The organism is Arthrobacter agilis (assembly GCF_006494655.1).
GTDB classification, from domain to species: domain Bacteria; phylum Actinomycetota; class Actinomycetes; order Actinomycetales; family Micrococcaceae; genus Arthrobacter_D; species Arthrobacter_D agilis.
Window position 1 is genome coordinate 541,217 of the sequence record NZ_VHIM01000001.1, and the last position, 20,690, is coordinate 561,906.

At 68.8% G+C, this 20,690-nt stretch carries 15 protein-coding genes and 1 tRNA gene; 6 read left to right on the top strand and 10 right to left on the bottom strand.

Annotated features, from left to right (window positions below):
• Nucleotides 1-166 precede the first annotated feature (166 nt).
• The gene (locus FJV46_RS02420) at nucleotides 167-1,975 is read left to right on the top strand and encodes an APC family permease (RefSeq protein ID WP_087031618.1); all 1,809 of its coding nucleotides are present in this window, start codon (nucleotides 167-169) and stop codon (nucleotides 1,973-1,975) included.
• Between the two features lie 7 nt (nucleotides 1,976-1,982).
• Here the strand turns inward: FJV46_RS02420 and FJV46_RS02425 are convergent, their stop codons facing one another.
• Complete coding sequence (locus FJV46_RS02425; protein WP_087031621.1) at nucleotides 1,983-2,561, bottom strand: helix-turn-helix domain-containing protein; 579 nt, start codon at nucleotides 2,559-2,561, stop codon at nucleotides 1,983-1,985.
• Between the two features lie 183 nt (nucleotides 2,562-2,744).
• Here FJV46_RS02425 and FJV46_RS02430 point away from each other — a divergent pair, with 183 nt between their 5' ends.
• On the top strand, nucleotides 2,745-4,265 hold the full coding sequence (locus FJV46_RS02430) for a sodium:solute symporter family protein (RefSeq protein ID WP_087031624.1): 1,521 nt from the start codon (nucleotides 2,745-2,747) through the stop codon (nucleotides 4,263-4,265).
• A 51-nt stretch (nucleotides 4,266-4,316) separates the two neighbouring features.
• Here the strand turns inward: FJV46_RS02430 and FJV46_RS02435 are convergent, their stop codons facing one another.
• Both FJV46_RS02435 and FJV46_RS02440 read right to left on the bottom strand, forming a co-directional pair.
• Nucleotides 4,317-5,753, bottom strand: a complete 1,437-nt coding sequence (locus FJV46_RS02435; protein WP_087031627.1) for an AI-2E family transporter — start codon at nucleotides 5,751-5,753, stop codon at nucleotides 4,317-4,319.
• Nucleotides 5,750-7,477 (bottom strand): long-chain-fatty-acid--CoA ligase, encoded by a 1,728-nt coding sequence (locus tag FJV46_RS02440; protein ID WP_087031629.1) that lies wholly within the window; start codon nucleotides 7,475-7,477, stop codon nucleotides 5,750-5,752. The genes FJV46_RS02435 and FJV46_RS02440 overlap by 4 nt, the downstream gene beginning before the upstream one ends.
• A gap of 368 nt (nucleotides 7,478-7,845) precedes the next feature.
• On the opposite strand from FJV46_RS02440, the gene FJV46_RS02445 reads away from it, so the two are divergent.
• Nucleotides 7,846-8,973, top strand: a complete 1,128-nt coding sequence (locus tag FJV46_RS02445) for a VIT1/CCC1 transporter family protein (RefSeq protein ID WP_087031632.1) — start codon at nucleotides 7,846-7,848, stop codon at nucleotides 8,971-8,973.
• Here FJV46_RS02445 and FJV46_RS02450 read toward each other — a convergent pair.
• The 6 genes from FJV46_RS02450 to FJV46_RS02475 form a co-directional block, all read right to left on the bottom strand.
• Nucleotides 8,970-9,419, bottom strand: a complete 450-nt coding sequence (locus tag FJV46_RS02450; protein WP_087031636.1) for an SRPBCC family protein — start codon at nucleotides 9,417-9,419, stop codon at nucleotides 8,970-8,972. The two genes, FJV46_RS02445 and FJV46_RS02450, sit on opposite strands and share 4 nt — an antisense overlap.
• Nucleotides 9,420-9,457: 38 nt before the next feature.
• Nucleotides 9,458-10,513, bottom strand: coding sequence for a zinc-dependent alcohol dehydrogenase family protein (locus FJV46_RS02455; protein ID WP_087031639.1), 1,056 nt, complete (start codon nucleotides 10,511-10,513; stop codon nucleotides 9,458-9,460).
• A 178-nt stretch (nucleotides 10,514-10,691) separates the two neighbouring features.
• A complete protein-coding gene (gene sucD, locus FJV46_RS02460; protein WP_087031642.1) occupies nucleotides 10,692-11,594 on the bottom strand; it encodes a succinate--CoA ligase subunit alpha in 903 nt (300 codons plus the stop codon).
• Between the two features lie 10 nt (nucleotides 11,595-11,604).
• The gene (gene sucC, locus FJV46_RS02465; protein ID WP_087031645.1) at nucleotides 11,605-12,771 is read right to left on the bottom strand and encodes an ADP-forming succinate--CoA ligase subunit beta; all 1,167 of its coding nucleotides are present in this window, start codon (nucleotides 12,769-12,771) and stop codon (nucleotides 11,605-11,607) included.
• 166 nt (nucleotides 12,772-12,937) lie between these two features.
• The gene (gene pcrA / locus FJV46_RS02470; protein WP_087031649.1) at nucleotides 12,938-15,433 is read right to left on the bottom strand and encodes a DNA helicase PcrA; all 2,496 of its coding nucleotides are present in this window, start codon (nucleotides 15,431-15,433) and stop codon (nucleotides 12,938-12,940) included.
• 142 nt (nucleotides 15,434-15,575) lie between these two features.
• The gene (locus FJV46_RS02475; protein ID WP_232008580.1) at nucleotides 15,576-17,117 is read right to left on the bottom strand and encodes an alanine/glycine:cation symporter family protein; all 1,542 of its coding nucleotides are present in this window, start codon (nucleotides 17,115-17,117) and stop codon (nucleotides 15,576-15,578) included.
• A 162-nt stretch (nucleotides 17,118-17,279) separates the two neighbouring features.
• On the opposite strand from FJV46_RS02475, the gene FJV46_RS02480 reads away from it, so the two are divergent.
• The 3 genes from FJV46_RS02480 (at nucleotide 17,280) to FJV46_RS02490 (ending at nucleotide 18,570) form a co-directional block, all read left to right on the top strand.
• Nucleotides 17,280-17,957, top strand: a complete 678-nt coding sequence (locus FJV46_RS02480; protein WP_232008579.1) for a hypothetical protein — start codon at nucleotides 17,280-17,282, stop codon at nucleotides 17,955-17,957.
• 36 nt (nucleotides 17,958-17,993) lie between these two features.
• Nucleotides 17,994-18,070, top strand: a tRNA-Arg gene (locus FJV46_RS02485).
• 74 nt (nucleotides 18,071-18,144) lie between these two features.
• A complete protein-coding gene (locus tag FJV46_RS02490) occupies nucleotides 18,145-18,570 on the top strand; it encodes an NUDIX hydrolase (RefSeq protein WP_087031656.1) in 426 nt (141 codons plus the stop codon).
• A gap of 53 nt (nucleotides 18,571-18,623) precedes the next feature.
• On the opposite strand, the gene FJV46_RS02495 is transcribed toward FJV46_RS02490, so the two are convergent.
• A complete protein-coding gene (locus FJV46_RS02495; protein ID WP_087031659.1) occupies nucleotides 18,624-20,531 on the bottom strand; it encodes an ABC transporter ATP-binding protein in 1,908 nt (635 codons plus the stop codon).
• Nucleotides 20,532-20,690 lie beyond the last annotated feature (159 nt).

Sequence of the window (20,690 nt, forward strand, 5' to 3'; positions counted from 1 at the left end):
GCGGCGGTCCTACTGTGATGCGGTGAGCTCCTCCGTACGCCTCCAGTCCCCCGCCGCATCACGCGTCCGGGCCAGGACACGCCTCGAACGCTGGCTCCTCAACGAGTCCAGCCAACCGGCCGTGCACCAGCCGGAGAAGGCCCGCACCCAGCCCTGGTGGAAAGTGATGTGCCTGACCGGCGTCGACTATTTCTCCACTCTCGGGTACCAGCCGGCCATCGCCGCCGCGGCCGCCGGCGTCCTCTCTCCCCTGGCGACCCTGATCCTCGTCGCCGTGACGCTGTTCGGCGCGCTGCCCGTCTACAAACGGGTGGCGTCGGAGAGCCCGCGCGGGGAGGGCTCCATCGCGATGCTCGAGAAGCTGCTGCCCAAGTGGCGCGGCAAGGTCTTCGTGCTGGTCCTGCTCGGCTTCGCCGCGACGAGTTTCCTCATCACAATGACGCTCTCGGCCGCGGATGCCAGTGCGCACCTCATCGAGAACCCCTTCGCTCCCGCCTGGCTCCAGGGCCAGGAGATCCTCCTCACGGTGGTGTTCCTGGGCCTGCTCTCGGGCGTGTTCCTGCGCGGCTTCCGCGAGGCCATCGGGATCGCCGCGGGGCTCGTCGCGATCTTCCTCCTGCTGAACCTCTGCGTCATCTTGGTCTCCGCCGTCCAGATCGTGGGGAACGGCGGTCTCGTGCACGGCTGGTGGACGGCCCTGACCACGCAGCACGGCAATCCGCTGGTCATGCTCGGCCTCGCCGTCCTGGTGTTCCCGCGCCTGGCCCTCGGGCTCTCCGGCTTCGAGACCGGCGTCGTCGTCATGCCCCAGATCGAGGGGAAGCCCGGCGACACCGAGCAGGATCCAGCAGGACGCATCGTGGGCGCGCACCGGCTCCTGACCACCGCGGCGCTCATCATGAGCGGCTTCCTCGTCACCTCGAGCATCGTCACCACGCTGCTCATCCCGGCGGCAGCCTTCGAGGAGGGCGGACCGGCGAACGGCAGGGCCCTCGCCTACCTCGCCCACCGGTACCTCGGCGACGGCTTCGGCACCGCCTACGACCTCTCGACCATCGGGATCCTGTGGTTCGCCGGGGCATCGGCCATGACGGGCCTGCTCAATCTCGTGCCCCGGTACCTGCCGCGCTACGGCATGGCACCTGCCTGGGCCAAGGCCGTGCGGCCCCTCGTGCTGGTCATCACCCTCATCGCCGTCGTCGTCACCGTATTCTTCAAGGCCGACGTCGAAGCACAGGGTGGCGCCTACGCCACCGGGGTCCTCGCCCTCATCACCTCGGCGTCCGTCGCCGTCACGCTCTCTGCGCACCGCAGGAACCAGCGGGGCCTGACGATCGGCTTCGGGACCGCCACCGTGGTCTTCGTGCTGACGACGGCCGTCAACATGATCGAGCGTCCAGACGGCCTCAGGATCGCCGCGTGCTTCATCCTGGGCATCATCGTGATCTCCTTCATCTCCCGATCACGCCGCGCGTTCGAGCTCCGCGCCACGAGCATCAGGCTGGACGAGGCGGCGCTGTCCTTCGTCAGTTCCCAGGACGACGGCGACATCCTGCTGATCGCGCACGAGCCGAAGCGGCTCAGCAGTTCGGCGTACCGCCACAAGCTGCAGCACGCCTGCGCCGTCTCGCACTTCCCCGGCACGGCCCGGCCGCTCTTCATCGAGGTGACGGTGGACGATTCCTCCGATTTCGAGACCGAACTGCGGGTGCGGGGCGTGGTCCGCCACGGCTACCGCGTCCTCGAGGTCCACAGCTCCAACGTGCCCAACACCATCGCGGCGGTCATGCTGCACATCCGCGACATCACGGGTCTCATGCCGCACGTCTACTTCCGGTGGACGGAGGGGGATCCCGTGGCCAATCTCTTCAAGTTCCTCTTCACGGGCGAGGGCGAGATCGCACCGGTGACCCGGGAGGTCCTGCGGGCGGCCGAACCCGACGTGACCCGGCGGCCCTGGGTGCACGTGGGCTGAGCCGCCGCTACGTGCCCGACGCCGCCGGCACGAGCGTCCACAGCACCACGGCCTCGGAGTCGTCGGGGCTGAGCCAGGTGTGGGGCTCACGCCCCGGGAAGGTCACGGTGTCACCTGCTGCCAGCTCGTACCGGTCGTTCGGGAAGATCAGGACGAAGCGCCCCGAGACGACGTGCAGGGTTTCCACCTCGCAGTCCACCGAATACAGCTCGTCCTCCCCCCTGCCGTGGGGCTCGACGACGGCGCGGATCATCTGCAGCCTGCGCTCGGACCGCGCGGTCACGAGCCTCTCGTTGATCCCCTGCCCCCCGAGGCTGATCCCGGGCGCGTCCCCGAGCCTCGTCAGGTGCGTCTCCGGGACCAGGAAGAGATCCCCGATGGAGATGGACAGCACCTGGCACAGTGTCACGAGGGACGCGACCGACGGGGAGGTGAGATCACGCTCCACCCTGCTGAGGAATCCCTTGGTCAGCCCCGTGGAGCCGGCGACCTGCTCGATCGTCATGCGCTGGGCCTGCCGCGCGGCGCGGATCCTCGATCCGATCGCAACGGGAGCGTTGGTGGGCTCGACGGGCAGGGCCTTCATGCGTGTCCTCTCCTACAGCGTCCCGGGGCAGGGCATCTCAGGAAGCATATCCGTCACACCGCCATCACGAGGGCGACACATCGGCCTGCCACGATTGACGCGTGACTCGCGTCACGAGTAGCTTACTGGGCAACAACGGTTGCCTGCTAGGCATCCAATCGCTATCGAACGAAGGGCCCCCTCATGCAGGCACTCAACATCGCGATCGTGGTGGTCTACCTGGCCGCCATGCTCGGCTTCGGCTGGTGGGGCAAATCCCGCACCCGGAACGCCAGCGACTACCTCGTCGCCGGCCGACGCCTCGGCCCGCTCCTCTACACCGGCACCATGGCCGCCGTCGTGCTCGGCGGCGCCTCGACCGTGGGCGGTGTGGGCCTCGGCTACCAGTACGGCATCTCCGGGATGTGGCTCGTCGTGGCGATCGGCACGGGCGTGCTGCTGCTGAGCCTGCTCTTCGCCCCCACCATCCAGCGTCTCAAGATCTACACCGTCTCGCAGATGCTCACCCTGCGCTACGGCCACCGGGCCACGCGCGTGTCCGGGATCGTGATGCTCGCCTACACCCTCATGCTCTGCGCCACTTCGACGGGCGCCTACGCCACCATCTTCGTGGTCCTGTTCGGGTGGGACCGGGCGGCATCGATCGCCGTCGGCGGCGCGATCGTCCTGGTCTACTCCACGATCGGCGGGATGTGGTCCATCACGCTGGCCGACATGGCGCAGTTCGTCATCAAGACCATCGGCGTCTTCGCCCTGATGCTGCCCTTCTCGCTCCAGGCCGCCGGCGGCTTCGACGGGATCCGCGAGCGCGCGGGAACCGAGTTCTTTAGCATCACGGGCATCGGCGCGCAGAGCATCATCACCTACTTCGTCGTCTACACGCTCGGGCTGCTGATCGGCCAGGACATCTGGCAGCGCGTCTTCACAGCGCGGACGCCGGAGATCGCCCGCTGGGGCGGCTCCGCCGCCGGCGTCTACTGCATCCTCTACGGCGTGGCCGGGGCCGTCATCGGCATGAGCGCGAGCGTCATCCTGCCCGCGATCGAGTCGCGGGACGATGTCTACGCGGATGTCGCGCTCAACGTCCTGCCGATCGGCGTGGGCGGGCTCGTGCTCGCCGCCGCGGTGGCAGCCATGATGTCCACGGCGTCCGGGGCCCTCATCGCGGCAGCGACCGTGGCCCGCACCGACGTCGTCCCGTTCGTGGCGGGCTGGTCCCGTGGAGGGCGACGCGCCACGAGCGTCGTCGACGGTCGGGAGCAGGTGACCGAGGACCATGACGTCGCGTCGAGCCGCTGGTGGGTCCTCGGCCTTGGGCTCGTGACGATCGCCCTCGCCGTGATCGTGCAGGACGTGGTCGCCGCACTCACCATCGCCTACGACATCCTCGTTGGCGGACTCCTCATCGCGATTCTCGGTGGCCTCGTCTGGCGCCGCGGCAACGGGATCGGCGCGGGGGCTTCGATGGCCGCCGGCACCGTGGTCACGCTCGCGGTCATGGCCTTCCTCGAGATCACGGCCGAGGCACGCTACGACGGCATCTACGCCAACGAACCGATCTACTTCGGCCTGGCGGCGTCGCTGATCGTGTACGTGGCCGTCTCGCTCATGACCCGGCCCACGGACCCCCGGGTGATGGATGCCTGGGACCGCCGCGTGGCCGGCGATGTGCCCGAGGACACCCCCCAGGAGTCGATGCACTGAGCTCCCGGCCCGCGGGACCGCACTGCGCGTGCCGGTCCCGCGGGAGGCCGATCAGTCCTCGGCCGGGGATGATCCGCTACGACCCCATCGCCGGCTCCTCCGGCCACGACGCGCGCCGGTGTCCGGCACGTCAGCGGCAGTGCCGGTGCCGGTGTCGGCGTCGTGCACGTCAGCGGCAGCGGCAGCGCCTGCATCGTGCCCGGAGTCAGAGCCGGTGTCCTTTCCGTCGGTGTCGTACCCCTCGACGCGCCGCTCCTGCGTGCCGGGACGCTCATCGGCTTCCGCGACGGCGACGGCGGCCGCCTCCTCCTTCTCGGCATGCTCGTGCTTGGGTGTGGAGCTGAGGCCGTGACCGGTCTCGTCGAGCGCCGTGCGCCGCTCGGCGTCCTCCACCTCCTCGTCCGTGATGTCCTCGTCCCGCTCCTCGTTCCAGGCCTTGATCGCGGCCCAGCCGACGGCGGCCACCGGCACGGAGAGGATGGCGCCGATGATGCCGGCGAGGATGGTCCCGGCCGTGAGGGCAACCAGGATGACGAGCGCGTGGACCTGCAGCGTGCGGCCCATCACCACGGGCTGGAGGAAGTTGCCCTCGAGCTGGTTGACCACGATGACGGCGATCACGACCAGGAGCGCCACGAACGGCCCGTTGGCCACGAGGGCGATCAGGGCGGCGAGCACCCCGGCGAGCGTGGCGCCGACGAGCGGGACGAAGGCACCGACGAAGACGATCGCGGCCAGCGGCAGTGCGAGCGGGACATCGAGGAAGAACAGGGCGAGACCGATGAACAGCGAGTCGACCAGCGCCACGATCGCGGTTCCGCGCACGTACCCGCCGAGGACGGCCATGCTGCTGTAGCCCACCCGACGCGCCTTCACGAGCCGCTTGCCCTTGAACGCGCGCAGCATGAAGGCCCAGATCTTCTCGCCGTCCTTCAGGAAGAAGAACAGGATGACCACCATGAGCAGCGCTCCGGCCACGAAGTTACCGGCGGCACTGAGCCCCGAGATCGCCCCGGCACCCACGGTGCTGCTCGTGGCGAAGTCCACCACCCAGTCACGGGCCTGCTGGATCTGCGCGTCGTCGACCGGGATGGGTCCGTTCTGCACGAAGGCGTAGAGCTTGTCGAAGCCTTCGGTCGCGCTGGTCGCCAGCTCGTCCGCCTGACCCATCACGGCGAAGACGATCCCCGTGATGAGACCACCGAAGATCAGCAGGAGGAGCAGGAAGGAGACCGCGGTGGCCAGGGACGCATTCCACCCCTTCCGGCGCAACCAGTTGACGAACGGACCGATCGCCGCGGCCAGGATCAGGGCCAGAAGCATCGGGATGACCACGAGCCTCACCTGGATGAGCGCATAGACGGCCACCACGGCGAGCACCAGGAGCAGGAGCACCTGGGCAGCCCTGGTGCCGGCTTTCCCCAGGCTGTCTCGCCATGGGTCCTGTCGAGCGGGGGTGTCCGCCCCCGGATACTGGGATCGGGTCATCGTCTGTCACTTCCTTCGGCACGGGGGCCATCGTTGAGCAGTTGCGTGCGCACCTCGCGTCGGAGGATCTTGCCGATCAGGGATCGTGGCAGGTCCTCGACCTGGACGATGGTGCGCGGGACCTTGTAGGCGGCGAGTGCATCGCGACACCGGGACCGTACATCCTCGACGTCGAGGATCGCCCCCTCGGAGAGCACGACGACGGCGGTCACGTCCTCGCCGCCGCCGCGTCCGGGAAGGCCCACCACGGCCGCGTCGCGGACACTCGGATGGGTCTTCAGGACGTCCTCCACCTCGCTCGGCGCCACGTTGAAGCCACCCGTGATGATGAGTTCCTTGATGCGGTCCACGATGGTCAGGAAACCGTCGTCGTCCATCCGTACGATGTCGCCGGTCCGGAACCACTCGCCGTCGATCAGCGCGGCGTGTGTCTCGTCCGGCCTGCGCCAGTAGCCCTGGAACACCTGCGGCCCACGGATGAGGAGCTCGCCCGGCTCGCCGGGCGATCGGTCGGTCGAGGGCTCGTCCGGGTCCACGATGCGGACATCCGTGCCGGGGAACGGGACGCCGACCGTCCCGGGACGCCGGGTGGGCCCGATCGGGTTGCCTGCAGCGACGGGCGAGGTCTCGGTGAGTCCGTATCCCTCGATGAGGTAGCCCCCCGTCGCTGCTTCCCAGGTCTCCACCGTCGACTGCGGGAGGTTCATGGCGCCGGAGATCGCGAACCTGATGCTGGTGAGGTCCACGCCCCGTTCGTCAGCCGCAGCGGCGAGCCGCTCGTAGATCGGTGGGACGGCGGGCAGGAACGTGGGCGGACTCTTCTTCACGGCATCGAGTACCAGGCCCACGTCGAAGCGGGGGAACAGCACGAGCTTGGCCCCGATGCTCATCGCGAAGGTGAGGCACAGGGTCAGGCCGTACGCGTGGAACATGGGCAGGACGGCGTAGACCGTCTCACGGCCGGTCTCCAGCCCGGGCACCCATGCCCGGCCCTGGGCGGCGTTGGCCAGGAGGTTACGGTGCGTGAGCACCGCTCCTTTGGGGATGCCGGTGGTGCCGCTCGTGTACTGCAGGACGGCGGTGTCCGTGGCCGCGGGTCGGGGGTGCCTGCGCGTGAGGGGTTTGTGCCGGAGCAGCTCCTGCCAACGCACCGTCCTTCGGGGTCCGGTCAGCTTCTCCGTCGTGGTCAGCGCCTTCCGCGCATCGCGCGCGCGGCGCACGGGCAGCGTGAGGGCGAGCCGACGCGATGCGGGCATGGCGCTGATGAGGTCCACCGTCACCACGGCCGTGACCCGGATGTCCTCGGGAAGCCGCTGGATCCGGGGCACCACGCGATCCCACACGATCGCGACCTTCGCCCCGTGGTCCTCGAACTGGTGCCGCAGCTCCCGGTCCGTGTACAGCGGATTGTGCTCGACCACGATCGCGCCGAGGCGCAGTACCGCATAGAACGCGATGATGTGCTGCGGGCAGTTGGGCAGCACGAGCGCCACGCGGTCCCCCGCCGTCACCCCGAGGGCACGCAGGCCCGCCGCGGCGCGGTCGACGGCGGCGCCCAGCTCCCGGTAGGTGGTCGGTGCTCCGAAGAACTCGAGCGCGACGGCCGAGCGGTAGGTCCGTACGGAGTCCTCGAGGAGATCCGGAAGACTGCCCTCGGGTACGACGAAGGTGCGGGGCACCCCCGGCGCATAACTCGCCAGCCAGGGTCGGCCTGCCAGATTCATAAGCCTGCTTCCTGTCGTCCGTCCGACTCTATCGCGCGTCGGAACGACACGGTACCCGAAGCGCGGCGCCTCACCGTCGCGCGCGCACCCCGGCCCGCCGATGCTCCGGCGCTCCGGCGCTCCGGCGCTCCGGCGCTCCGGCGCTCCGGTAGGATGGTCGGGCGAAGGGGAGTAGCTCCGCATCCGCTGGATGTGCGGCTTGTCGACATACTGGCACCGAGGGTGCCCGGCAATCCACCGGCTCAGCCGGCGAGCGAGACCTTCGGCCGAGATGACGCACCTGCGATCCCCGGCCGGAGCTCCAGCTTCGGGACGGGAGCGCACGCACCCGAACAACCGGAGTACACCCCGTGAACAGCCAGGAATCCATGCCCGACCCCACCCCTGACCCGTCGTCGGTCCCTAGCGGCGGCCAGGGTCCCTCCCGCCAGGACATCCGACGCTGGCGCCAGTACCTCGCCGACGAGCGGGGTGAGGCGGCGACCTACCGCGACCTGGCCCACCGGAGGACGGGCGAGGAGCGGGAGATCCTCCTCGGGCTCGCCGAGGCGGAGGGGCGCCACGAGGCCCACTGGCTGGCCCTCCTCGGCAACGACGTCGGCCGGCCGCTCCGCCCATCGCTGCGCAACCGCATCCTCGGCGTCCTCGCCCGGCGGTTCGGCTCCGTCTTCGTCCTGGCCCTCGCACAGCGTGCGGAGGGCCGCTCCCCCTACGGCACCGATCCCTCTGCCACGAGCGCCATGGTGGCGGACGAGCAGATCCACGAGGAAGTGGTGCGCGGCCTCGCCACCCGAGGGCGCAACAGACTCTCCGGGAATTTCCGGGCAGCGGTCTTCGGGGCGAACGACGGCCTGGTCAGCAACCTGGCCCTCGTCATGGGCATCGGCGCCACGGGCGTCTCCACCTCCTTCATCCTGTTCAGCGGACTGGCCGGGCTGCTGGCCGGAGCACTGTCCATGGGCGCGGGAGAGTACGTGTCGGTCCGGTCGCAGCGCGAACTCCTGTCGGCCACACGACCCACACAGATCACGCTGACCGCCGCCAAGGAACTGGACATCGCGGCGAACGAGCTCGTCCTGGTCTACCGGGCACGGGGCATGACCCCGGCGGCGGCCGAACACCGCGCCGCCGAACGGCTGGGCCTGTACACGTGCGACTGCGATCCGAGTTTCTCGCTCCAGCCGGAGGAGGACGAGGCCGTCGATCAGCACGAGGCCGTGGGCACGGGCCTCGGCGCGGCGGCGTCGAGCTTCTGCTTCTTCGCCTCGGGCGCGATCATCCCGGTCCTGCCCTATCTCCTGGGGATGAGCGGCCTCTCGGCGGTCGTCGTCGCCTGCGCCCTCGTGGGTCTGGCCCTGCTGGCGACCGGCGCCGTCGTCGCCCTGTTGTCCGGGGCCTCCCCCCTCCGCCTCGCCCTGCGTCAACTCGCCATCGGCATGGGCGCGGCCGCCGTCACCTACGCGCTGGGACTGCTGTTCGGCACCTCGGTCGGCTAGCGGCGGTCCTGGAGCACGTAGTCCTCGAGCTTGGCGAGCGTGGCCTCGATGCTCGCGGGGTGCCGGCGGGTGAAACCGGTCAGGCGGAAGACGAACCGCCACCGGACGGCCCGGCCGTCCCACTCCTCGCGCACGAGGGTCTGCCCGCCGCGCGGCTCGAGCGTGTAGCGCCACACGTGGGCCGAGAAGTGCCGCCACGCGATACGGCGGCCCTCCTCGAACTCGACCACGCGATTGAGGATCCGGTAGGACGTCCCCATGCTCATGTCCATGCCGAACCTCGCCCCGAGGGACAGCCGGGTCGGGCCGTTCGGCTGTTCACCGCGTACGGTGCCCGAGCCGTCGATCACGCTGTGCAGGGCCGGTGTCGCGAGCACCTCGAAGATGCGCTCTGCCGGCGCATCGATGAGGCGCTCGCGCGCGATGAGATAGGGAGTGGGTGTCATGCCCTCATTCTGCCCGTTCCCCGGCCCCGCCCCGTCCGTCAGGGCTTGAGCAGCACCTTGATGGCCCGGCGCTCGTCCATGGCCCTGTACGCTTCCGCGGCGTCCTCGAGTGGCATCTCGACGTCGAACACGCGGCCGGGGTTGATCGTGCCGTCCAGCACGTCCTTCAGGAGTTCCGGGATGTAGGTGTGTGCCGGAGCCATGCCGCCGCCCACCGTGATGTTCTTCGCGAACAGCACGCCGATCGGCAGTTCCGGACCTCCCGCGGGAACCCCCACGAAGCCCAGGTTGCCGCCCGGCCGGGTGCTGCGGAGCGCCTGGTCCATCGATTCCTTGGTCCCCACGCACTCGAGGACGGAATCGGCGAGGACTCCCCCGAGCAGCTCACGGACCTTCTCCACGCCCTCGTCGCCGCGCTCGGCCACGATGTCCGTGGCACCGAACTCTCGGGCTAGCGCCTGCCGGTCCTCGTGACGGGACATGGCGATGATCCGCGCCGCGCCCAGGCGCTTCGCGGCCAGCACGCCGCACAGGCCCACAGCGCCGTCGCCGACCACGACGACGGTGCTCCCGGGACCGACGTTCGCGGACACGGCGGCGTGGTGACCGGTCGACATGACATCGGAGAGGGTGAGCAGGCTGGCCGTCAGGGCGGCGTCGGGCTCGGTGACGCCCTCGACCTTCCGCAGCGTCCCGTCCGCCTGCGGCACCCGGACGGCCTCGCCCTGGCCGCCCTGCAGGAAGTCGCCGTGCTCGTCGTTGCTGCCCCAGCCGGCGAGGTGGTCGCAGGCGACCGTGACACCGTTGAGGCACTGGGGGCAGTGCCCGCAGCTGTCGACGAAGGGCGCGATCACGAAGTCGCCGACCGACAGGTCGCGGACGTCCTCGCCGATCGATTCGACGACCCCGACGAACTCGTGGCCGATGGCCTTCGGTTCCTTGGTGGGGCGGACGCCACGGTACGGCCACAGGTCCGACCCGCACACGCAGGACGCCGTGACCCTGACGACGGCGTCCGTCGACCGGATGATGCTCGGATAGTCACGGTCCTCGACGCGGATGTCCCCTGGCCCGTGGATGATGGTGGCGCGCATGTCGTCCTCCTGGAAGCTTGCCTGACGCGATCGGTGGTCCCCCAACCGCCACCCTACAAGCTGGCCACCGGCACCCCCCACCGTCGGGGCGTGCTGGTGGCCGCACAGCGGGGACTGATAGCCGGACAGCGAAAAGCCTCCCCCGCAGTCGCGGGGGAGGCTCGTCGTCGGGCAGGGATCAGAGTGTCGCGTAGACCTCGCGCAGGAGCTTCGCGGTCTCGGACGGCGTCTTGCCGACCTTCACACCGGCGGCCTCGAGGGCCTCCTTCTTCGCCTGCGCCGTGCCGGCCGAGCCGGAGACGATCGCGCCTGCGTGGCCCATCGTCTTGCCCTCGGGCGCGGTGAACCCGGCCACGTACCCGACCACGGGCTTCGTCACGTTGGCCTTGATGAACTCGGCCGCGCGCTCCTCGGCGTCGCCACCGATCTCACCGATCATCACGATCGCCTTGGTCTCGGGGTCCGCCTCGAACGCCGCGAGGGCATCGATGTGCGTGGTGCCGACCACGGGATCGCCGCCGATACCGATCGCCGTGGAGAAGCCGAGATCACGGAGCTCGAACATCATCTGGTAGGTCAGGGTGCCGGACTTCGAGACGAGGCCCACGCCCCCCTTGCCGGTGATGTTCGCCGGGGTGATGCCCACGAGGGACTCGCCCGGAGTGATGATGCCGGGGCAGTTCGGGCCGATGATCCGGGTGACCTGGTGGCCGTCGGCGTCGACCTTCGACTGGGCGAGCGCCCAGAACGAGGCGGAGTCCTGGACGGGGACACCCTCGGTGATGACGACGACGAGGCCGATACCTGCCTCGATGGCCTCGACGACGGCGTCCTTGGTGAACGCCGGCGGAACGAAGACGATCGACACGTCGGCGCCGGTCTCCTTCATCGCTTCCTCGACCGTGCCGTACACGGGCAGGGTGACGTCACCGTGGGTGACGCTGGTGCCGGCCTTGCGTGCGTTGACGCCGCCGACCACCTGGGTGCCGGCCTTCAGCATGAGGGCGGTGTGCTTGGTGCCCTCGCCGCCGGTGATGCCCTGGACGATGACCTTCGAGTCCTTGTTGAGGTAGATAGACACGGGTGTTCCCTTACTTTCCGTAGGCCAGCGCGGCGGCCTTGTCGGCGCCTTCGTCCATGGTGTCGGCGAGGGTCACCAGCGGGTGGTTGGCCTCGGCGAGGATGCGGCGTCCGTCCTCGACGTTGTTGCCGTCGAGGCGCACCACGAGGGGCTTGTTGGCCTCGTCGCCCAGCATTTCGAGGGCCTTCACGATGCCGTTGGCGACGGCGTCGCAGGCGGTGATCCCGCCGAAGACGTTGACGAAGACGCTCTTCACCTGGGCGTCGTTGAGGATGACGTCGAGACCCGCGGCCATGACCTCGGCGGACGCTCCGCCGCCGATGTCGAGGAAGTTCGCGGGCTTCACGTTGCCGTGTGCCTCGCCTGCGTAGGCGACGACGTCGAGCGTGGACATGACCAGCCCGGCACCGTTGCCGATGATGCCGACCTCGCCGTCGAGCTTGACGTAGTTGAGGTCGTTCTCCTTGGCCTTCGCCTCGAGGGGATCGGCGGCGTTTTTGTCCTCGAGCGCGGCGTGGTCTGCGTGGCGGAACTCGGCGTTCTCGTCGATCGTGACCTTGCCGTCGAGGGCGAGGATGTCACCGGCGCCCGTCTTGACGAGCGGGTTGACCTCCACGAGGGTGGCGTCCTCCTTCACGAAGACGTCCCACAGCTTCAGGATGGTGTGGATGACACCATCACGCAGCTCGGGCGCGAACCCGGCGGCGTCGACGATCTCCTCCGCCTTCGCCTGGTCGATCCCGGTGCCGGGGTCGACGGCGATGCGTGCCAGCGCGTCGGGGCGTTCGACGGCGAGCTGCTCGATCTCGACGCCGCCCTCCACCGAGCACATGGCCAGGTAGTTGCGGTTGGACCGGTCGAGCAGGACGGAGAAGTAGAACTCCTCGGTGATGTCCGCGCCCTGCGCGATCATCACCTTGTGGACCGTGTGCCCCTTGATGTCCATCCCGAGGATGTCCGAAGCGTAGGAGAAGGCCTCGTCGGGGGTCTTGGCGACCTTGACGCCGCCCGCCTTGCCGCGACCGCCGACCTTGACCTGGGCCTTGACGACGACGACGCCGCCGATCTTCTCGGCTGCCGCCTTTGCTTCTTCTGGGGTGTGCGCCACGATGCCGGCGAGCACGGGAACCCCGTGTGCCTCAAAGAGATCGCGCGCCTGATATTCGAACAGGTCCACGGGCTAGAGTCCTTCTACGTCGAAGTAGGTTTACAAGAGGGAACTTTAGCCCCCTCGGGCCTGAGGCCTTTTCCAGACTATCCGTTTAGTGAGTAAGGCCACAGTTCTATCTTTTGTAGAAATCGAGGTTCTGCTGGTAGCGCCCCGGGCCCCGTGTTCCGGGCCTTCAGGCCACCTTCGTCAGCGGCGCGTAGCGCAGCAGGAGCCGCTTCTCGCCGACATCGAACCGCACCTTCGCGACCGTCTTGTCCCCCGCACCCTCGACGGCCAGCACCGTACCGTTGCCGAAGCTCGCGTGGTTGACATGGTCGCCGACGGACACCGAGACGACCTCCTTCTGCGGCTGCACCCGACCGATCGCCTTCGCGGCGGCCGGAGCACCGCCACCGGAGAATCCGCCACCGCTGGCACCCCAGTAGGACCCGCTGAAGCGGGGACCGCTGCTGCTCCCCCCGCCGCCGGACCAGGCCGGTTTCGCAGCACCCTCCCGCTTCCAGTGGATGAGCTCCTCCGGGATCTCGCTGACGAACTGGCTCGCGGGGTTGTACTGGCTCTGGCCCCACATGCTGCGCACCTCGGACCGGGTGATGTAGAGGCGCTGGCGGGCCCGGGTGAGGCCCACGTACGCGAGGCGGCGTTCCTCCGCGAGCTCCTTCGGATCGGTGGCCGACCGCTGGTGCGGGAAGATGCCCTGCTCCATGCCGGTGAGGAACACGACGGGGAACTCGAGGCCCTTCGCCGTGTGCAGCGTCATGAGCGTGACGACACCCTGCCGGCGCGCCTCCTCGACGGCGCGCTGCACGTCGGCGGCGGACCCGTCGGGGGCGTCGGGGATCTGGTCGGCATCGGCCACGAGGGACACCTGCTCGAGGAAGTCCCCCAGCGTGCCCTCGGGATTGTCCCGCTCGAACTCGCGCACCACGGCCACGAGTTCGGCGAGGTTCTCCACGCGTGACTCGTCCTGCGGGTCGTTGCTGATACGCAGCTGCTCGAGGTAGCCCGTCTGCTCCAGCACCGCTTCCAGGGCGGCGGACGCACCGGAACCAGCGGCCACCTCCGCGAGGTCGTCGACGAGCTTGACGAACCCCGCGACCGCGTTGACCGAGCGCGTGGCCATGCCGGGCGCCTGGTCCGCGCGCCGGAGGGCTTGCATGAAGCTGATGCGCTCACGCTCGCTGAGGGCGGCGAGAGCGTACTCGGCGCGGTCGCCGATGCCGCGCTTGGGCTCGTTCAGGATGCGCCGCAGGTTCACGACGTCGTCGGAGTTCACCAGCACCCGCAGGTACGCGAGGGCGTCCTTGATCTCCTTCCGCTCGTAGAAGCGTGTGCCGCCCACCACCTTGTACGGCAGGCCGACGCGCAGCAGGATCTCCTCGATGGACCGGGACTGCGCGTTGGTCCGGTAGAAGACGGCCACGTCGCCGGGGCGCAGGTTCTCCTCGTCCTGGAGCCTGTCGATCTCCTCCGAGATGAAACGAGCTTCCTCGTGTTCGTTCTCGCCGACGTATCCGACGATCTTCTCGCCGCTGCCCTCGGCCGTCCAGAGGCGCTTCTCCGGCCGGTTCGGGTTGCGGGAGATCACCGCGTTGGCCGCACTGAGGATGTTCTGGGTGGAGCGGTAGTTCTGCTCGAGCAGGATCGTGCGTGCACTCGGGTAGTCGTTCTCGAACTCGACGATGTTCCGTACGTCGGCGCCACGGAACGCGTAGATCGACTGGTCGGAGTCACCCACCACCGTCAGCTCCGCGGGATCCTCCGTCGATTCGCCCGGCACACCGACGATCTCGCGGACCAGGGAGTACTGCGCATGGTTGGTGTCCTGGTACTCGTCCACGAGGACGTGGCGGAAACGGCGCCGGTAGTAGTCCGCCACTCCGGGGAAGGCCCTGAACATGTAGACGGTCTGTGCGATGAGGTCGTCGAAGTCCATGGCGTTGGCCTGGCGCATGCGCTGGGCATAGCCCGTGTAGACCTCGGCGACGGCCTGTTCGAACGGGTCCGCGAGGTTGACGGTGGAGGCGAAGGACTCCTCGTCGACGAGTTCGTTCTTCAGTGCCGAGATCTTGTGCTGGATGGCCTTCGGCGGGACCTTCTTCGGGTCGAGGTCCAGGCCCTTGGCCACCAGGGTGATGAGGCGCAGGGTGTCCGCGGAGTCGTAGATCGAGAAGTTCGAGTTCAGCCCCACCGACGCCGCCTCGCGACGCAGGATCCGCACGCACGAGGAGTGGAACGTGGAGATCCACATGCGTTTCGCGACGTCGCCGATCAGCCCCTCGATGCGCTCGCGCATCTCGGCCGCCGCCTTGTTCGTGAAGGTGATCGCGAGGATCTGCCCGGGGTGTGAACGGCCCGTGGCGAGCAGGTAGGCGATCCGGTGGCTCAGCACGCGCGTCTTGCCGGACCCTGCGCCCGCGACGATCAGGAGCGGCGAGCCGCCGTGCTTCACCGCCTCTTCCTGCTGCATGTTGAGCCCGACGAGCAGCTCCCGCGCACGCACCTCGTCCACGCCCGCCCTCGACGGCAGGTGGGCGGCCGCGGGATCCCCCGATTCAGCGGACCCTCGGACGGCGGGCGTCGCCTCATTCCCCATCGCAGCTTCGCGGGCACGCTTCTTCTCGGCGGGCGTGGGCGGGGAGACGTAGGGATCGAAAAGCATGTCCATGATGCCGTCAAGTCTAGGCCGTGCCCCCGACAGTCGCCGGTGGCGGTGCCGGTGCCGGTGCCGGTGCCGGTGCCGGTGCCGGAAAAGACGACTGCCCCCGCCGGGGTCCCGGCGGGGGCAGTCGATCAGCGAGGGGGTGCTGCTACTTCTCGCTCTGGAGCTCGTCCTTCTCGATGCCGAGGATGAGGAGCTTGCCGCTCTTGCGGTCGGCGAGGTACTCGCGCATCTCCCGCTTGATGACGGGGAGCAGGAAGTACACGCCGAGCAGGTTGATGAACGCACAGACGAACAGTGCGGCATCCGCGAAGGCGATGACCTGGCTGAAGGTCAGGACGCACCCGGCCACCGTGAAGAAGAGGAACACGATCTTGTAGGTGATCTCCGCCGTCTTGCCGCGACCGAACAGGTACTCCCACGCCTTAAGGCCGTAGTAGGACCAGGTGATGAGGGTCGAGTACGCGAACAGGATGACAGCGATAGCGAGGACGATCGGGAACCAGGGGATCACCGTGGCGAAGGCGTCGGAGGTGAGGATCACGCCGTCGGGCGTATCGCCGCCGCCCTGGACCTGGTCGATGCCCGCCTGCAGGCTCGGAGCACCGGCGATGATGATGGCCAGCGCCGTCATGGTGCAGATGAGCACGGTGTCCACGAGCGGCTCGTAGAGGGCCACGAAGCCCTCACTGACCGGGCGACGGGTCTTGACCGCCGAGTGGGCGATGGCCGCGGAACCGACGCCGGCCTCGTTGGAGAAGGAGGCACGCTGGAAGCCGACGATCAGGACGCCGAGGATGCCGCCGGCGATTCCCTGCGGGTTGAAGGCGCCACTGATGATCGCTCCGAAGGCGCCGGGCACCTGTTCGATGTTGACGAGGATGACGAACAGGCATGCCAGGACGTAGACGCCGCCCATGGCGGGGACCAGGCGGGAGGTCGTGGCACCGATGGACTTGATGCCGCCCAGGATCACGATGGCGACCAGGAACGCGAGGACCAGACCGAAGATGAGTGCGGCGCCTGCGCTGCCGAGGAAGCCGTCCGCTCCGCCGGTCACGTTCTGCACCTGGGCGAAGGTCTGGTTCGCCTGGAACATGTTGCCGCCGGCCACGCCGAAGATCAGGATCGCGACGGCGAAGATGCCGGTGAGGATCTTCGCCGGAATGCTGCCCATCTTTTGGAAGGCGATCGGAAGGTACTTGAACGGACCACCACTGATGGTGCCGTCCTCGTGGACCTCGCGGTACTTCACGCCGAGGGTGCACTCCGCGAACTTGGTCGCCATGCCGATCAGGCCCGCGAAGATCATCCAGAACGTGGCGCCCGGGCCACCGAGGGCCATGGCCGCACCGACGCCGGCGATGTTGCCGAGACCGACGGTGCCGGAGAGTGCGGAGGTGAGGGCCTGGAAGTGGGGGACCTCGCCCGGATCGTCCTTGGAGGAGTAACGCCCACGCACCACTTCGTATCCGACCCGCAGGCCGCGGAGCTGGGGCACTCCGAAGTAGATCGTGAAGATGATCCCGGCAAGGATGAGCCAGGCGACGACCGCGGGGAAGCTGACGTCGCCGATCGTGATCGGGAAGAACACGATGTTGGAGAAAATCTCCGTGGGTCGTGCGAAGGCGTTGTTGATCGCCTCGTCGATGGCAGCGAGCCACCCGACATCCTCGGTGACTGTTGTCATGGGTAGAGCGGTATGTATTGGCATCCCCCTAATGAACAGCTTTTTCGGTGTGAAGGCAATCACAATGCCGCCACACGCGCCGAACGTCATCTGATCGCAACGCAGTTCACATGGCGTTCACAGGCGGCCATGGGACATGCACATGTCGCCCATACTGGGAGGGTGGCAAAGACAAGGGCTCAGATTGCACGCAAGTACGCCGCAGGCGCACCCACGCCCGCTCCTCCCCGCCCGGGCTCCGGCCAGAAGAGCAACGGCACCCTCGTGTTCATCGCGGCGGCGGTGGCCGCCCTCTTCCTGTTCTGGTACTTCCACCTGCTGACCCTCGGCCAGATGACGCAGCTCTCCGACGGCCTCCCGATGCCCGATTCCCTGATCGGCGGTTACGACGTGGCGCACGTGGAAGGCCTGCGTGCGGCCATGGACGACGACGCCCGCGGGCAGCTCAGCTATCTCCACAAGACGGCCGGCACCCTGTTCCCGCTGATCTTCGCGTTCGCCTGGCTGCTCCTGGTGCAGCTGAACACCGGGCGGCGATGGCTGCGCTGGCTGCTATGGAGCCCGGTCCTGCTGTTCGTCGTCGTCGACCTGTGGGAGAACGTGGCCATCGATGCGATGCTCGCCCAGGCGGCGCCCGAGCCGGGAGCCGTGGCGCTGGCCTCCACACTCACCGTGCTGCGCTGGGTACTGCTCGCGGTGAGCCTCGTGGCCGGTGCCACCTCCGTGTTCCTGCCACGACGACTGCGCACACGAGGTCAGCTCACCGGGACTCCGGCGACGGGAGCACCCGCGGGCGCCGACGGCGCGACGGGCGCGAACGGGGCCACGCGGACCGGGTAAGCTAGGACCGCCGCATCGGTGATCCACCGGTGGCGCGCCTCTGTAGCTCAGTAGGATAGAGCGTCCCTCTCCTAAAGGGAAGGTCGTCGGTTCGATTCCGGCCAGGGGCACCACGGCCCGGTGTCCGACACCGGATGACGGGGAGGGCGGGCCGGCGCCCGTCCTCCCCTCGTCTCGGAGGGAACGCATGGCCGGCTCGGGGCCCAGCATCACGGTGACAGCCCTGTGCCTGCTCGATGCCCGCGGGCGCCTGGTGCTCGTGCGGAAGCGCGGGACCTCCCTCTTCATGCAGCCCGGCGGCAAGCCCGAACCCGGGGAGGACGCCGCACAGGCAGGCGTCCGCGAACTGTTCGAGGAGCTGGGCCTCGCGGCGACCGTCGGGGATCTCGAACCGCTCGGCAGGTGGCGCGGCCCGGCGGCCAACGAGGCGGACACCCTGCTCATCGCCACCGTGTTCCTGTGCCCGCTTCCCGGCCCGCCGATCATCGGCGCCGAGATCGAGGAGCTGGACTGGCTCGATCTCGACGTGGCCCCGCTGCGGCACGACCTGGCCCCGCTCCTGACGGACTTCGTGGTGCCGGCCCTGCTGGCGCGCAGGGGCCAGCGCGCCTGACATCCGTCCTCGGAGCCGCGGAAGCCCGCTCGAGTGAGCGGGAGCGACCCTCCTCAGGCGCCGCTCAGCGCCCCGGTCTCCTCGTCGGCCGCGACGTTCTTCTGCACCGCGAACTGGGTGCGGTGCAGTTCCTCGTACCGCCCGGCGAGCGCGAGCAGCTCGTCGTGCGAACCGCGCTCCACGATGTTCCCGTCCTCGATGACGAGGATCATGTCCGCGCTGCGGATCGTCGAGAGCCGGTGCGCGATCACCATCGCCGTGCGGCCCTCGAGCGCCTCGCTGAGCGCCGCCTGCACCGCTGCTTCCGACGTGGAATCGAGCGCCGCCGTCGCCTCGTCGAGGATGACGACGCGCGGTTGTGCGAGCAGCAGGCGCGCGATGGTCATCCGCTGGCGCTCACCGCCGGAAAGCCGATAGCCGCGCTCCCCCACCATGGTGTCCAGCTGATCGGGCAGGGACCGGACGAGCTGTTCGAGGCGGGCGCGCCGCACGGCGTCCCACACCTCGTCCTCCGACGCATCCGGGCGGGCCAGCCGGAGGTTGGAGAGGATGGTCTCGTGGAACAGGTGTCCGTCCTGTGTCACCATGCCGAGCGTCTGCCGCATCGACGCGAAGGTCACGTCGCGCACATCGGCACCGGCGAGGCGCACCGCACCGCCGTCGACGTCGTACAGGCGGGCCAGCAGCTGGGCGATGGTGGACTTCCCCGCGCCCGAGGTGCCCACGAGGGCCACGGTCTGACCGGGCTCGATGCGGAAGGAGATGCCGTGGAGGACCTCCTCGCCGCCTCGGGTGTCGAGCGTCGCGACCTCCTCGAGCGACGCCAGTGACACCTTGTCGGCGGACGGGTAGGCGAAACGCACGTCGTCGAACTCGACGGCGACGGGACCCGCCGGCACGCTCGCGGCGTCGTCCTTCTCCTGGATGAGCGGCTCGAGATCGAGCACCTCGAAGACGCGCTCGAAGCTCACGATGGCGCTCATGATCTCCACGCGCGCATTGGCGAGGCTGGTCAGCGGGGCGTAGAGGCGCGTGAGCAGGAGAGCGAGCGTGACGACCTCGCCCGTATCGAGCTGGCCCCTCAGCGCGAGGAACCCGCCGAGTCCGTAGACGAGGGCCAGCGCGAGGGCGGAGACCAGCATGAGGGCCGTGAAGAACACGAACTGCAGCATCGCCGTGCGCACCCCGATGTCCCGCACGCGTGCGGCGCGCAGGCGGAACTCCTCGGCCTCCTCGTCCGGCCTGCCGAACAGTTTCACCAGGGTGGCCCCGGGCGCGGAGAACCGCTCGGTCATCTGCGTGCTCATGGCCGAGTTGTGGTCCGCGGCCTCGCGGCGGAGGGCGGCGAGGCGGCTGCCCATGCGACGGGCGGGGATGAGGAAGATGGGCAGCATGATCACGGCGAGCACCGTGACGAGCCAGGAGGTGCTCAGCATGACCGCGAGCGTGAGGATCAGCGCCACGAGGTTGGTGACCACTCCGGACAGCGTCCCGCTGAAGGCCTGCTGGGCGCCGATGACGTCGTTGTTCAGGCGGCTGACGAGCGCTCCGGTGCGGGTCCGGGTGAAGAAGGCGATCGGCATCCGCTGCACGTGGTTGAACACGGCGGTCCGCAGGTCGAGGATCACGCCCTCGCCGATCCTCGCGGAGAACCAGCGGGTCACGAGGGACACCGCGGCATCCGCGACGGCGACCATCGCGATCACGACGGCGAGCCACACCACCGTGCGGACCTCGCCCTGCGCCACGATCACGTCCACCACCTGTCCGGCCAGTACGGGCGTCGCCACCGCGAGGAAGGCGCCCGCGACGGACAGGAGGACGAAGAACACCAGCTTGGAGCGGTAGGGCACGGCGAACGTGAAGATCCGGCGCACCGATTCCTTCGAGAATCCGTGCTTGCCGTTCCGGGCGGTCGAGATCTTGTACAGCGAGCTCCAGGCCGCGCCTTCCATGCTCATAGCCATTCCTTCCATGGATGCCAGTCCCAGCTTAGGCGCCGGTGTTCTGGACCCCCGCCGCAACACTTCGGAACAATAAGTGCATGCTCCGGTGTTCACCTCAGTAGTGTTCACGTCCGGTCCCGGTGGGGCCGAGGGAGCATCCCCCGGCTTCAAGCC

Bases quoted from the DNA above. Each gene is read 5' to 3' on its own strand.
- FJV46_RS02495 (WP_087031659.1), bottom strand. From the start codon at position 20,531: ATGAGCATGGAAGGCGCGGCCTGGAGCTCGCTGTACAAGATCTCGACC.
- FJV46_RS02450 (WP_087031636.1), bottom strand. From the start codon at position 9,419: ATGACACCCACTCCCTATCTCATCGCGCGCGAGCGCCTCATCGATGCG.
- FJV46_RS02475 (WP_232008580.1), bottom strand. From the start codon at position 17,117: ATGACAACAGTCACCGAGGATGTCGGGTGGCTCGCTGCCATCGACGAG.
- FJV46_RS02430 (WP_087031624.1), top strand. From the start codon at position 2,745: ATGCAGGCACTCAACATCGCGATCGTGGTGGTCTACCTGGCCGCCATG.
- FJV46_RS02445 (WP_087031632.1), top strand. From the start codon at position 7,846: ATGCCCGACCCCACCCCTGACCCGTCGTCGGTCCCTAGCGGCGGCCAG.
- FJV46_RS02455 (WP_087031639.1), bottom strand. From the start codon at position 10,513: ATGCGCGCCACCATCATCCACGGGCCAGGGGACATCCGCGTCGAGGAC.
- FJV46_RS02435 (WP_087031627.1), bottom strand. From the start codon at position 5,753: ATGACCCGATCCCAGTATCCGGGGGCGGACACCCCCGCTCGACAGGAC.
- FJV46_RS02425 (WP_087031621.1), bottom strand. From the start codon at position 2,561: ATGAAGGCCCTGCCCGTCGAGCCCACCAACGCTCCCGTTGCGATCGGA.
- FJV46_RS02440 (WP_087031629.1), bottom strand. From the start codon at position 7,477: ATGAATCTGGCAGGCCGACCCTGGCTGGCGAGTTATGCGCCGGGGGTG.
- pcrA (WP_087031649.1), bottom strand. From the start codon at position 15,433: ATGGACATGCTTTTCGATCCCTACGTCTCCCCGCCCACGCCCGCCGAG.
- FJV46_RS02420 (WP_087031618.1), top strand. From the start codon at position 167: ATGTGCCTGACCGGCGTCGACTATTTCTCCACTCTCGGGTACCAGCCG.
- FJV46_RS02490 (WP_087031656.1), top strand. From the start codon at position 18,145: ATGGCCGGCTCGGGGCCCAGCATCACGGTGACAGCCCTGTGCCTGCTC.